Below are 13,695 nucleotides of genomic sequence, written 5' to 3'. Positions count from 1 at the left end.
GATAAGGAAGCCGTGTTTTTATATTACGCCATGCACGAGCTTCACTATTCCCCATCTGAACTCCTAGATTTATACGAATCACCAAGACCATTCAAAGCACTCCTATTTGGACTCATCAGCTACAAACTCGACATGCTAGAAAAAGAAGCAAAGAAAGGAGGGAAATAATTGGCGAAACTCACTGCACGATTTGAATTAGAAGACAAAGTATCGAAGAAGCTGCTGCGCATACAAAAACGATTTCAAACATTTGAGAAGCAGCTCAAACCATTTAGAAAACCGGTGAAAATAAACCTGGATATAGATGACAAGAAATTAAGAAACTTTAGTTTATCGCTTCGGAAAATGTCAGTGATTTCCATGAGACTGGATCAAGAAATCTATAGTGATCTTAAAGCATTAAACAATCAGTTAAATATGTTCCCGAATCAATTGGTCATATCCATTCAAGCGAAGGGATTAGATGTCATTAAATCGAGCATAAATCGTTTAAAGCAAGCGGGAACAAGCCCCATTATGCTGACGTTTAAACTAAACGATCAATTGTCAGGTAAAATGTCATCAATCAAAAAATCTATCTTTCAGCTCATGAACAGAACGTACTATATGAGATTAAACATGGTTGACCAAGCCACCGCTGCAATTCAACGAATCAAAAAGACGCTCAAAAGCTTGACGATGTCTAAACATGAAATCAGAGTGTCTGTTCAAGACAATGCAAAGAGTAAGTTGAAAAAACGAGATCAAGCAGAGTCGGTTGTGAAAGAACAAAACATAAAAAAAGAACCTGAGGCTGTTAGTCCGTCAGTGAAAACAGAAGATCCTAAACAGAGCTGGCTCCAGAACCTTGCCAATAAGGGATTAAGTGAAATTCAAAAATATGCAGGTGACGTTGCAGATAAAGTGAAGGAAAAATTGAGTCCTAGAAAGTTTTGGGATGAAAAAGCACTTCCTTGGGTTGAAAATAAAATAGAAGAGTACAAGCAAGATGTGATCGGAAGAATTAAAGAGAAAATTAAATTTAATCCTGAAAAAAAACTAGATCAATTGGTGACTAATGTATTAGATCGGTTCTTAGGTGCAAGTGATCAATCAAGTGAAAGTACCACTCAGGCACCAACAACAGCACCAACAACAGCACCAACAACAGCACCAACAACAGCACCAACAACAGCACCAACAACAGCACCAACATCAACACCATCAAATCCAGCTCCCAAAACGAAACCTCAGTCGCGAGGTGGAAAAGGCTTGTTTCGCAATAGTTGTTGCCCCTGCTGTGCAAGAGGTTTAAGCAGGGGAGGATCTACTAAAACTAAAAATCGAAATGGTCGCTCACCAAGACAGACAAGAAATCCAAATGCTACTTCAAGGGCCGAAATGAATAGAAGACCTCCAAGTAGATTAGGGAAACTGAAAACAAATGCAGGTAAATTATTTGGAAAAATCCCTACTGGACTAAAGAAAGGTGCGGGTATCGCAGCTTCAGCTGGCGGACTTACGGGTTTAGTGAAAGGTAGCAAGGGGTTAAGTGGATTAGGGAATGCAATGAAAAGTATAGGTAAAGGGAGCGGAAAATTATTAAAGAAAGTACCTATTCTAGGAAGTGTACTTAGTGCAACAAATCTAATTGGTATGAACAAAGAGAATGCTGGTGAAAAGATTGGTACGACTGGAGGCGGCATCGCCGGTGGAATGGCAGGTGCTGCAGCAGGTGCAGCTATTGGAAGCGTAGTCCCAGGGATAGGTACAGCCATCGGCGGTCTAGTAGGCGGCATCGCTGGAAGTATGGGCGGAGAATCTATCGGTGAAACAATTGGAAAATGGTTTGATGGCGGCGGATTTGAAAAGATTGGCCAAAAAGCCATTGAAATCAAAAATCAAATTGTCGAAGTTTGGTCAACAGTCGCGGCTTGGTTCACAGAAAATGTATGGACGCCACTAAGTGATACAGTCGTTACAGTAGCAACGACCATCTGGACAAATCTAGTCAATGCCTGGACATGGATTCAAGAAACATTTAGTGCAGTTGCAAGCTGGTTTATCGAAAACGTTTGGACACCGCTCAGCGACACAGTCGTTACGGTAGCAACAACCATCTGGTCAAGTCTAGTCAATGCATGGACATGGATACAAGAAACGTTCAGTGCAGTAGCGGGTTGGTTTATCGAAAACGTTTGGACACCGCTCAGCGACACAGTCGTTACGGTAGCAACAACCATCTGGTCAAGTCTAGTCAATGCATGGACATGGATACAAGAAACGTTCAGTGCAGTAGCGGGTTGGTTTATCGAAAACGTTTGGACACCGCTCAGCGACACAGTCGTTACGGTAGCAACAACCATCTGGTCAAGTTTAGTCAATGCATGGACATGGATACAAGAAACGTTCAGTGCAGTAGCGGGTTGGTTTATTGAAAACGTTTGGACACCACTGAGCAGTACAGTTGTTACAGTCGCTACAGGGATTTGGACAGCATTATCAAATGCATGGAAAAAGATACAATCAATCTTTGGAGCTGTATCGTCATGGTTTATGGAAAATGTGTGGAATCCACTTGTAGATACCGTAGGAACCATTAAAGACAGTTTCGGGAAAAAGTTCGAAGAAGCGTATAAAGTGGTGACAGATATATGGGATGGATTATCCAAATGGTTTGAGGACAACATTCAAAAGCCGATTGTAAAAGTAGCAGAAGCTATTAGTGATGGTTTTTCTGCAGCATTTGGTTGGGTTAAAAAGATTTTTGACAAAGCAGGCGGTATTGTAGATGTAGTCATAAATTGGATTGTTGGGAAGAAAAAACCTGATAACAATGCCACAGGCGGCTATATCACTCAGCCAACCTTATCATGGGTCGGTGAAGCAGGTAACGAATTTGTCATTCCAACTCAAAATAACCGAGGGCGCGGGAAGATGCTGCTTGCTCAGGCTGCTTCTCATCTTGGGATGTCTGTTATGCCAAGCGGAGCAGCTGGAAATCAAGTATCAAGCTCTCCAGCTCCTACAGCAGTAGCTTCATCATCTTCTGTCGGTTCAATAGACGGATCGGTCTCGATGACTGGGAACATTCAAGCCTCCAGCATAGGCGAGCAATTTAATAAGGATTTTGAACAAGGATTAAATCAAAAAATGATTACACTTGATCAATGGAAGCAAAAGAATATTCAGCAGCCTTTTGGTCAATTGACCTCAGACTCAAATAAGTTCGGTCAGCAAACAGTTGCTGCTTTTGCGAATGGTCAGCAGATGACACCAACAGGAACAGATAGCTTTTTGCAAAGTCGTGTAAAAGCACCATATCAACAAGTGATGACAGCATCGCCAACTTGGGGTTCTGGAACGGTTAGTGGTTTTGCCACAGGTCAAAATGCCACTTCAGTTGGTACTAGCCAATACGTAGATCAGCACATCAAACAACCATTTCTACAAGCAAAACAAGAATCACCAGGCTGGGGCTCAGGAATGATGGATGCCTTTAACAGTGGCATGCGTTCAAAAGCAAGTGAAGTCACACAAGCCGCCAAAGAAATGGCGAAGAAAGTAGAGCAGGCGTTTAGAGAGGAATTAGATATTCATTCCCCTTCACGCGTCATGATGAGTCTTGGGAAATTCGCATCGATCGGTGTCGTCAAAGGACTCGACTCAGTTGATGTGAAAAAGTTTGCTGAAAATCAGGCTGGTTCATTAATCGGTGCCTTCAGCGGTATGGGGGCTTCAGGTCTTAGTGTTCAGCAATGGCTCATGGCAGCTCTCATGGCAACTGGCACATCGATGAATTGGCTTCCAGGTCTGATGACCATTGCGCAGCATGAATCGAATGGAAATCCGAGAGCAATCAACTTATGGGATTCCAACGCCAAGAAGGGAACGCCTTCTAAAGGCTTAATGCAAACCATTGGAACGACGTTTAACTCCAATAAAGGCAAAGGCATGAATGACATTTGGAACCCAATTCATAATGCCGTAGCAGCCATTAACTACATTAAGGGCAGATATGGAACAGTCTTCAATACACCGGGATTACGAAGTATGAGAAGAGGCGGGCCTTATAAAGGCTACGCAAATGGTGGACTGATTACTCAGGAGCAGGTTGCTAGAGTCGGTGAAGGAAACAAACGCGAATGGATCATTCCTGAAGAAAGAGGCATACGCGGAAGGTATTTATTAACGCAGGCAGCCAAGGCACTTGGAATGCAAGTATATGATCCAGCAAATGCGTCTGCTCCTTTACCAGAATCACAAATGCAGCAAGTCACCTCAGCTCAGTCTTCTAGTCGTACAGCATCGTCAAGTAATAAGCAAATCACCATTCAATTCAATGGGGATCAGCATTTCCATAATGGACAAGATCAGCAATCGCTAGTCGAAAAAATTAGACAAATGCTCGTAGATGAACTGGAAGTAGAGCTTCATACAGGAACGAAGGGGGTCGTGATTGATGGGTAAATCAGTGTATCAATTGTGGATTTCCCAAGGAAAGGACAAGTTGCGATTCCCTGTCCTTCCATCCGAACTTGAAATCACAAATAACGTACAAAATGAAACGGTAAAGGTTGCCTCTTTTGGAGAACTGACCTTTATTGATGTCCCATCGGCTAAGCAAGTATCATTCACTTCATTATTTCCTAAGAAATATTCGCCAATTGCTGAATATAAAAGCATTCCATCACCGGAGAATGCGATAGCGAAAATAGAACGAATGATGCGTTCAAAGAAGTCTGTGCGGTTGATTGTAACGGGGACAAAAATCAATATGACGTGCAGCATTGAAAGCTTCACCCATAAAGAAGGATCATATGATATTGGCGATCGTGAATTTACGATCGAGTTAAAGGAATACAAAACCGCATCACCTAGGAAAATTAAACGAAAGAAAAAAGCAAAACAAACAAAAAAGAAAAGGCCTTCAAAAACACCGCCAAAAATGTACACCGTCAAAAAAGGGGATACGCTATGGGCTATTTCAGGCAGGTTTTATGGCGACAGTACAAAATGGCGACGTATTTGGAATGCCAATAAATTAGCGATGATTAAACGTAGCAAACGCAATATTAAGCAGCCGGGGCATTGGATTTTCCCTGGACAAAGGTTAAAAATACCACAATAGGGGGGCTGGCATTGATCGAGCTTTTTGCCATCAGAAGCGGCACCATGTATGAGCTTGTCACAGAGAGTGTGACACTTCAGGGGCAAAGGTATCAAGCCCCTCGCTCTATTCAAGCAAATATTATCACAAAGCAAGGGAGTCAAACATATTACCGTGTCTCAGAAGGGGACACGGTTCTTTTTAAATGGAAAGGAAAAGAGCTGTTCAGAGGCATTGTGTTTTCTCGGACGCCTGTTGAAGGGAAACTGACCTTTACCGCATACGACATGCTTCAATATTTGGTGAAAAACCAAGATGTCTATGTTTTTTCAAAACAAAGAGCAGATCAAATCTTGAGACGGATTGGAGCTGACTTTCAAATTCCCATGACCTCTATCGCCAATACAGGTCATGTCATAAAATCACTAGTGTTTAAAAACGATACGAGCCTATATGACATGATTCTGAAAGCATTAAAAGAGACAAAGCGGCAAACCGGCAGAAACTATCAAATCTATTCTGCTAAAGGAAAGATGGGGCTGAGAGCTTGGCCAGATCCAGAGGACGTATGGGTCATTGAATCAGGTGTCAATCTCATTGGCTATCAGTACAGCACCTCGATTGAAGAAACAGCCACTCGTGTCAAGCTGCGCACGTCTGCGGATGAACAGGGGAAAAATAAGAAAAAAGGTAGCAAATCAGAGATTGTAGTGGTCGAACAGGATAAAGCAGGTCAGAGTAAATACGGTATTTTACAGCATGTTGAGACGGTTACAGGGCAAATCAACCAGCCGCAGCTGCAAAAAAGAGCCAAAGTACGGCTGGCAGAGAAAAAAGGCGTGAAACAAGAAGTCAAAAGCATCCAAGCGCTAGGCATTCCTGAACTGCAAAGCGGTCTTCCAATCTATTTGAAAATCCCTGAAATCAACGTAAAAAAAACGTACTGGATCGATCAGGACAAACATGAATTCAGTGGGGTGAAACACACCATGACAATTGATGTCGTTGAGAAAAATTCCATTCCAAAGGGTGATCAAGCGTGAGGTTAAGTGAAGCGATTAAACGATTAGCAGTGAATGCTGTAGACGCCGCCTCTCCAATTGATCTGGTGGTTGGAGAAGTCACGGCAGTTTCTCCTGTAAGCATCCGGTTAAATGAAAACCATAAGCTAATCATCCCGGAAGAATTACTGATTTGGCCAAAGCGCCTAAATAAGGGTGAGGATGATGAACTGAAAAGGGGAGACAGCATTATGGTGCTGGCAATGGCAGGAGGGCAATCCTTCTACATCATCGACAAATTGTAAGGGAGGTGATGAACGTGGCACTTTCACCAGAGGAAGAAATTGAGGAAACAGAAGAAGACGAAGAGGTGGAAACCTCGACGACGTATCGAATAGATGTTGAAACTGGCAGATTGACAGGTGAAACCATTTCAGGCATTGAAGCAATTCGTCAATTCGTTTATATGACACTTAGGACAGAGCGGTATGCACATCCTATTTACAGCCACGATATTGGCACTGAAATTCAGGAGCTCTTGACGGATACAGAAGCCACGGATGAATACAAAGAAATGGAGATTCCGAGGCTGCTAGAGGAAGCATTGATTGTGGACGAACGGATTGATCATATTGAAGAGATAGAGGTCACAAAGGAAAATGACTCGTTTCATGTCAAGCTAGCTATTGTCACAGATGAAGGCACATTAGAAATAGAGGAGGTGATGGAGAGCGATGTTTGAGGAACAAACGTACGAAGCATTAATGGAAAGAATGCTAGACAGACTGCCAGATGACATAGATAAAAGAGAAAACAGCGTCATTTGGAATGCCTTGGCACCTGCTGCTGCTGAACTGGCCCAGTCCTATATTTGGCTTGATCAAGTATTCGAGCTGGTCTTTGCAGATACAGCACAAGGAGAGTTTCTAGATCGGCGGGCCGCTGAAGTAGGAATTGAAAGAAAACCAGCGACTAAAGCGGTTTGGTCCGCAGCTATTAAGCCGGAGGATATCAACATCCCAGCTGGCTCACGGTTTTTTATTGAAGACGTCTATTTCCAATATTCGAACGATGGCACGCTAGAATGCGAGACACCTGGCAGGATCGGCAATGGTCAATTAACAGATCAGCCGCTACTATCTCTTGATACAATTCCAGGACTTGAATCAATTATCATGAAAGATTTGGTGATACCCGGACAAGAGGAAGAAGATGATGCCTCGTTATATGATCGCTACTTAATACGTGCTAGGCGAGAGGCTGTCAGTGCCAACAAGGCCCATTATAAAAAATGGGCTGAGGAAGTGACAGGGGTTGGCAGAGCGAAAGTATTCCCGCTTTGGAATGGAGAAGGAACAGTCAAGATTGTCATCACAGACGGCAATCTAGATGTTGCATCAGATCTGCTTGTTAAAAGAGTACAGGAATATATCGACCCAGTACCAGGCGAAGGAGAAGGGCAAGCGCCTATCGGTTCAAAAGCGACCGTCGAAAGCGCCAAATGGCTGGACATTGACATAGAAGTAGCCGTCGAACTTCAAATGGACTGGACCCTTGAAGGAGCGCAGAAAGAAATAGAAGAAAAGGTCAAAGCGCTGTTGAAATCAATTGCATTTGAAAAGAGTACCATTCGAATGTCCGCATTAAATGACATTCTGTACCATTCAGAAAGTGTATCAGATTATGCAAACGTGTTATTGAATGGGGAGTCAAAAAACTTAGTATTACAGGACATTGAGATACCGCGTCTGAGGCAGGTGAAGGTTATTGAGCAAACAGGATGAAATGAAAAACTACTTGCCGCCATATTTTACAGAGATTTATGAAGTTGATCACCTGCTCAAAACAGAAGCGCCAGAGTTTGAGCAATTGGATGAATCCATTTTCGATTTAACGGATCAGTTCTTCCCTTTGACAGCGACATGGGGATTGAATAGATGGGAAAGAATGCTGAAGGTGCAGCGAGAATCAGATGATTCCATTGAACTTCGCAGAGCACGCTTACTCAATATGATGTCAAACATTCCACCGATCACGTATCTTTCTTTAGAGAAATCGGTGAATCGCTTTCTCAAAAATCCAAGTGCCATCATCCGTCTGACCACCAATCGCTACCATTTCGCCTTACGTGTGAATCTAGATGATCTGCAAAACACTAGATATATTGTAGAAATACTTGAAACGTTAAAGCCAGCTCATTTGGCTTATACGTTCACTGCATTTCATCATACCGATGTACATGAAATAAATGATCATCACGGGAGGCTCACACTGCGAAGCAGAGTGGGTTTTTTCGATCATATCCCGATTTTACTCAATGGTGAATTTGTATTAAATGGGTCGTTTTATCTGAGCGGAACACGAGGGACAACCGATGTACCTGCTCGTTTTCGGCATTCGTTGAAGATGAGAATGCCGCTTCAGCATAAGTCAAAGAACACATACCGAATGAATTATCTCATGGCTGGAGCGGTACATGAAACGAAGCAAGGAGCGGCATTGACTTTACGCACAAAAAATCAGCTCCAGCATCAAACCAAGAAGAAAATGACGTTCCGATTGCCAGTACATGTCCAAACTGAACAGGGCGGCAGCTTACTGATTAAGGATCATTACTGGATTCTCGACGGATCTGTTCCGCTGGACGGATCAAAAATGCTAGCAGCAACTTCTCAAAAAATAGAGCTATAAGGAGGATCACAATGGCTGATCAATTAACTGTAACAACACTATATGCACGTCAACAAATGGCAAAGGCAAGAGCAGAAGGAACAAAACTCACAAAAGTCGTCAAAATGGCATTTGGAAATGGTGGGACGAAGGATGGGAAACCGATCTCACTAGACGGCACTGAACAAAAACTCAAAAAAGAGCTGGTCCAAAAAGAGATTGATTCGTTTACCTTCATTGAACCAGCAAAAATCCGCTACACCTGCACGATCGCCGAAGGAGAACTTGCAGGAGAAGTGATCAATGAACTAGCACTTGTCGACGAAGCCGGCAAATTCACCGCCATCCGCACCATGACAGACAAACAAAAAGACGGCGACATCGAATTTGTTTTTGAGATTGATGATATTTATTAATGGAGGGGAAAAGAAGTGGAAATAAAATCACCTTTACCGTTTGAAACCTCTGACAAAGCCCATGCCAACTTATTTAACCGGATGGTCAACACACTTGTGGAGAATGACAATGAGCTCAGTAGACAAATAGAAGGAATCACAAATGAAAGCTTATTTAAACTAACAGGCGATCAAGCCATTCAAGATGCATCAGTCAGCGGTGAGGAATATCCAGATGGCATTACGTTCATGGATATTGGACAAGCGAATGATACCGGATATCCTACGAGATTTGGCTTTGTGAAAAATGAAAAATATAGTAACTTTCGATTTGTTCAATATTACTATGGGACTGGAAACGAAGCGGGCAGTTATTTTGATAGCACGGGTACATGGTGCCGTCATTGGTGGACTGGATCTGGTTGGACCGACTGGCATAAGCTCTCTGGATTCTGTCATGCCAATATAGGTACAACTGGAAAACAGTTATTAACCAAAGGTGAGTATCAAAAAATCCTTTTTAATCGAAAGATAAAAGACAGTCATAACAATTTTGACATCAAAAATAATCGCTTCATCTGCCCTGAAAACGGAATGTATTCAGTGAATGCAGGTGTTTATATTGAAACCTTTCAACGATACGCAAACTTTGAATTATCGATCTATTTAAATGGAAGAAGATATAAAAATATTGCACATCAAAGACAGAGCCCGACAAGCCCATCTGATGTGTTGAGCTTTAGTATGGGACTTTATGGTGCTGCGAATGTACCGGCTAATAAAGGGGATTATTTAGAAATTTACATGTATGCAGGATATGACGGAGACGTTAATCGATATGTATCTGAAAATTCAGGCTGGTACAACTATTTTGATATTACAGAAGTAGGTGGCAGAAATTTCCTGAGAGGATAGGAGGATTCTATGATTTTATATGAAGCCATTAAGTATAAATACCCCGATGCGGATCCGCAAAAGGACTTTGAACTTAGAAATGACGGAGACGGTTCTTACATTAACGAGTGGCATCTAGATGTGCCAAAGCCAACGGCAAAAGAATTGAAAGAATGGTGGGACGAATCTCAAATCAATCCAAGGTATCAACCGCCTCTTCCGCTAGATTATCTAGCACAAGAAGTAGCCAAAGAAAAGCTCATAAGAAAACAGCTTGAACATCAATGTGATCATCTAACAAACGAAATAAAAGCGCTAAAAAATGAGATCCTTTTATATAAAGGAGAGCGTGAATCATGAATTATTGGGTGATGGCGTTGTATTTTAAATGGGTGACTCCTGAATTGGTCAAACAAGCGGTGGAACTAGGCGATTGTTCAATGGAAGATTTAAAAACAGGATATGAGCAAAGGATGCTCACTCTAGAGCAGCTACAAGAAATGGAACCAAGCATCAAAGCAAGGGAGTGAAAACTGAATGGAAATAAAACAACCAAAACCTTTTGAAGTAAATGATAAAGCACATGCTGATTTGTTTAATGACATGGTCAAAGTACTTCTTGAAAATGATCATGGATTAATAGAGCAGTTCTTAAAACATACAAATGATGCGAGAGTACATGCATCTGAAACAGAAAAGAAGAAATGGAATAATTCACAGAACTATAAGATCACAGCAGATAGTGGAAGACAGCTGATTAATGTATCTGCTGATGGCAGAATATTTGATGCGATAAAAGATAAAGGAACATGTACTTTTTATGCAGCTGCTGGTGTGGAGGATTCTCCGGCCTCATCGAATATGTCAATTAGAGGGCTGCAGACAGTAGGTCAAGAAAATATTGGCTCTGGTTTTGCGATGGATAGTTCAGGTAATGCTTATTTTTTCTATTACGAAGCCGGACATACGTCGATTAAATGGACAAAGCTGCCTACAGAAAGCGATAGAAAAAGATGGGATAACGGTCAATTAGTAAAAATCACACAAGATGATGGAAAGCCCTTTTATCATGGATTTGCTAGTGAAACAGACTACAATACCCTTACGGAGACAGGGATGTATCTTATATATAATACTGGAGTGAATGGTCCATCGCCTTCCCATGATCGAGTGTTTTTGTTGGTCATGAGTTATGGCAGTACATTAGTACAAATAGCATATGAATCTGTTTATGGGAAGAACACATACTTTAGAGTTCTTAGACACAAAGCACAATCATGGACACCATGGGAGAAGCAAATCACGCTATCAGATCTATTAGAAGGTTCATGGGAAACACCTAAAGAGATTAATGGCAATTGGAAGGAATATGACCCTATTAATTTGCCAGTGAAATATCGAAAGAATCTCTTGGGGGAAGTTGAGATGGTAGGTGCTATAAAAGGTGGGATTTTAGGAAATAACCCTGTGTTTATTTTGCCTGAAGGATATCGGCCACAGCAGGCGATCCATTTTGTAGGTATCGCTTCGAGTATAGGGACACCTGGAGTACCTCAATTCCATCGAACCTTAATAGATAAGAATGGGAATGTATGTGTGCAATCATCTTCAAATAATGCTAATCCAACTGAGTTTATTACATTTGGTTTTAAGTTCAGTACAAGATAATTCCATAAACAATGTGAAAGGAGAATCACATGGAGATAAAGACACCACGTACTTTCAAAACAAGTGATAAAGCCCATGCAGATCTGTTTAATGACATGGTAAAGGTTATTATTGAAAATGATGCTGAACTATTAAATCATATCAATCAACACGAAAATGATGTAACATCTCATGCATCTAAAACAGAAAAGCAGAAATGGAATCAATCTCAACTATATAAAATGACGAATGATAACGGAGCCCAGTTGATCAATATCCCATCTGGCAGCAGTATTTATAACGGGATAAAATCGTTAGGTGCCTGCTCATTTTATGCTCCAGGCGGTTCTGGGGTAGTTGATTCTCCTGCTATAGGTAATGCTGCATTAAGAGGCTTTCAGCTTGTTGGTCAAAATAATATTGGTGTAGGAATGGCGATTGACACATCAGGCAATGCATTTTGTTTTTCCTATCATGTGAATGACCTTGCGATCAATTGGCTGCAAATACCTAGTCAAAACGAAAAAAACAAATGGGACGCAGGACAACTATCTAAAATTACCGCTGACGATGGAAGAGCGTACGAAAGAATTAATGCAAACGATCCTAGTATTTTGGATAAACTCATCAAATTACCAGGCGTGCATTCTTGGTATATCCACGAAGCACATCCTGATTTGCCGACAAGAAGTTCTATGAGAGCCTTATCAGTCTTTAGTGAAAATACCTATGGCTGGATTATTGGGGCAAATAATACAGGTGATGTGTACATCAATCGTTCCACGACAGATGTTTCGGGTACTCAGCAAGAATGGAGCGGATGGAAGAGGTTGAACGAGCATCCGTTATTGAAGGCGAATGGAAATAGAATGCTTATCCCTACTGGTACAGATATATTAACGCTGCCATCTGGCTTTTATTATGTCTCTGGAACGAACGCAGTGAATATGCCATCAACGACCGATGCTTCTTGGTTTAATGTAGATATTATAGAAACGGGAAATAACCGCAAAACATTTCATGTGAGTCGAAGCTATGATAATAGTCATTGGTACGGAACGACTCATACAGATGGGGGGTTCAGAGGCTGGAAACAGCTAATGACAAATACTGAGTTTGAAAATGTCACGTGGCAGAGTGTGACCTTAGACAAAAGTTCATCTATAGGGGATAGACCAGTTGAATATGTAAAATGGGGAAATTTATTATTGCTAAGAGGCCACCTAAAAGCAAATAGAGAAATCATCTGTGGATGGATTCCAGCCGCGGGTTTACCAGAGAAAGGTCTTGTAGTGTCAGTGCCTGTATCAGGTACAACGGGTCATAGTAAATTACTTATATATAAGACAGGAGAGCTAAAGCTAACTGGTTTACTGGCAGCGAATGAAAGTGCCGTAACTGGCTACTATTTAGACACGGTCGTCCCATTAAATTAAGGAAGTGATAAAAATGATACTAGCTTATGAATACAATCATCAAAATGAATTGGTCAGACCTATCGAAGTGTTCGAAAGAGATGATGAAGGCAATTATGTCATTCCAGATCATTGCACAACAATTGCACCACCCAATCATCCTTCTTTTTATAAAGCTGCATTTGATGTGGAAAAACAACACTGGTATGAATCAGCGACACAGGAGTATATAGATAGCCTAAAGCCAGCCCCTCTCCCGCCAAGTGATATAGAACTTTTAAAGAAACAAAATGCTTTGTTATCAAAACAATTAACGCAGTTATTGGCTATGCAGAAAGGGGGAAATTCAGAATGATGTTTCCAACTGTAGCAGATATCAAACAATTCTGGGACTGGCAATGTTACGGACCAGAGGACATTGCATTTTATGTAAGCATTGGCTGGATCTCGGCAGATGACTATCAAGACATAACAGGAGAAAAATACGAAGCCTAATGGCTTTATTTTTTTGCTGTTCTCTTTAGCTGGATTCTATCTTAATCTCATTGAAACAACTTATGCAATGGTAGAAAGGTGAGAATACA

The 13,695-nt window shown here is 41.5% G+C and carries 16 protein-coding genes; all 16 read left to right on the top strand.

The features are described 5' to 3' along the window. Nucleotides 1–30 precede the first annotated feature (30 nt). The 16 genes from MHH41_RS14120 to MHH41_RS14045 are packed head-to-tail and all read left to right on the top strand — an operon-like array spanning nucleotide 31 to nucleotide 13,606. Nucleotides 31–168 (top strand): hypothetical protein, encoded by a 138-nt coding sequence (locus tag MHH41_RS14120; protein ID WP_088002055.1) that lies wholly within the window; start codon nucleotides 31–33, stop codon nucleotides 166–168. After that, nucleotides 169–4,449, top strand: coding sequence for a transglycosylase SLT domain-containing protein (locus tag MHH41_RS14115; protein WP_340866471.1), 4,281 nt, complete (start codon nucleotides 169–171; stop codon nucleotides 4,447–4,449). After that, a complete protein-coding gene (locus MHH41_RS14110) occupies nucleotides 4,442–5,110 on the top strand; it encodes a LysM peptidoglycan-binding domain-containing protein (RefSeq protein WP_003213616.1) in 669 nt (222 codons plus the stop codon). The genes MHH41_RS14115 and MHH41_RS14110 overlap by 8 nt, the downstream gene beginning before the upstream one ends. 11 nt (nucleotides 5,111–5,121) lie before the next feature. Beyond that, nucleotides 5,122–6,132, top strand: a complete 1,011-nt coding sequence (locus tag MHH41_RS14105; protein WP_044140764.1) for an XkdQ/YqbQ family protein — start codon at nucleotides 5,122–5,124, stop codon at nucleotides 6,130–6,132. After that, the gene (locus MHH41_RS14100; RefSeq protein ID WP_065099036.1) at nucleotides 6,129–6,395 is read left to right on the top strand and encodes a DUF2577 family protein; all 267 of its coding nucleotides are present in this window, start codon (nucleotides 6,129–6,131) and stop codon (nucleotides 6,393–6,395) included. Before MHH41_RS14105 ends, MHH41_RS14100 begins: the two co-directional genes overlap by 4 nt. 14 nt (nucleotides 6,396–6,409) lie before the next feature. Beyond that, a complete protein-coding gene (locus MHH41_RS14095; RefSeq protein WP_012011034.1) occupies nucleotides 6,410–6,832 on the top strand; it encodes a DUF2634 domain-containing protein in 423 nt (140 codons plus the stop codon). Beyond that, the gene (locus MHH41_RS14090) at nucleotides 6,825–7,874 is read left to right on the top strand and encodes a baseplate J/gp47 family protein (protein ID WP_310027155.1); all 1,050 of its coding nucleotides are present in this window, start codon (nucleotides 6,825–6,827) and stop codon (nucleotides 7,872–7,874) included. Before MHH41_RS14095 ends, MHH41_RS14090 begins: the two co-directional genes overlap by 8 nt. Continuing rightward, entirely contained in the window at nucleotides 7,858–8,781 is a 924-nt protein-coding gene (locus MHH41_RS14085; RefSeq protein WP_340866470.1) for a YmfQ family protein, read from the top strand. Before MHH41_RS14090 ends, MHH41_RS14085 begins: the two co-directional genes overlap by 17 nt. Nucleotides 8,782–8,792: 11 nt before the next feature. Beyond that, nucleotides 8,793–9,176 carry a phage tail-collar fiber domain-containing protein gene (locus MHH41_RS14080; RefSeq protein ID WP_340866469.1) on the top strand — a complete coding sequence of 128 codons (384 nt, stop codon included), beginning with the start codon at nucleotides 8,793–8,795 and terminating at the stop codon, nucleotides 9,174–9,176. 15 nt (nucleotides 9,177–9,191) lie between these two features. Then, nucleotides 9,192–10,070, top strand: a complete 879-nt coding sequence (locus tag MHH41_RS14075) for a hypothetical protein (protein ID WP_340866468.1) — start codon at nucleotides 9,192–9,194, stop codon at nucleotides 10,068–10,070. Nucleotides 10,071–10,079: 9 nt separating this feature from the next. Continuing rightward, the gene (locus tag MHH41_RS14070) at nucleotides 10,080–10,409 is read left to right on the top strand and encodes an XkdW family protein (RefSeq protein WP_050944000.1); all 330 of its coding nucleotides are present in this window, start codon (nucleotides 10,080–10,082) and stop codon (nucleotides 10,407–10,409) included. Beyond that, nucleotides 10,406–10,579 (top strand): hypothetical protein, encoded by a 174-nt coding sequence (locus tag MHH41_RS14065; RefSeq protein WP_003212881.1) that lies wholly within the window; start codon nucleotides 10,406–10,408, stop codon nucleotides 10,577–10,579. Before MHH41_RS14070 ends, MHH41_RS14065 begins: the two co-directional genes overlap by 4 nt. Nucleotides 10,580–10,586: 7 nt before the next feature. Next, nucleotides 10,587–11,717, top strand: a complete 1,131-nt coding sequence (locus MHH41_RS14060; RefSeq protein ID WP_339205967.1) for a pyocin knob domain-containing protein — start codon at nucleotides 10,587–10,589, stop codon at nucleotides 11,715–11,717. Between the two features lie 29 nt (nucleotides 11,718–11,746). Next, nucleotides 11,747–13,132, top strand: a complete 1,386-nt coding sequence (locus MHH41_RS14055; protein WP_340866467.1) for a hypothetical protein — start codon at nucleotides 11,747–11,749, stop codon at nucleotides 13,130–13,132. A gap of 13 nt (nucleotides 13,133–13,145) precedes the next feature. Further along, nucleotides 13,146–13,466, top strand: a complete 321-nt coding sequence (locus tag MHH41_RS14050; protein WP_340866466.1) for a hypothetical protein — start codon at nucleotides 13,146–13,148, stop codon at nucleotides 13,464–13,466. Further along, the gene (locus MHH41_RS14045) at nucleotides 13,463–13,606 is read left to right on the top strand and encodes an XkdX family protein (protein ID WP_170965974.1); all 144 of its coding nucleotides are present in this window, start codon (nucleotides 13,463–13,465) and stop codon (nucleotides 13,604–13,606) included. Before MHH41_RS14050 ends, MHH41_RS14045 begins: the two co-directional genes overlap by 4 nt. Nucleotides 13,607–13,695: the final 89 nt, after the last annotated feature.

The organism is Bacillus sp. FSL K6-1145, from assembly GCF_038003425.1.
GTDB lineage: Bacteria > Bacillota > Bacilli > Bacillales > Bacillaceae > Bacillus > Bacillus pumilus.
Note: the sequence above shows the minus strand (reverse complement) of the source record. Positions and strands in the feature narration are given on the sequence as shown.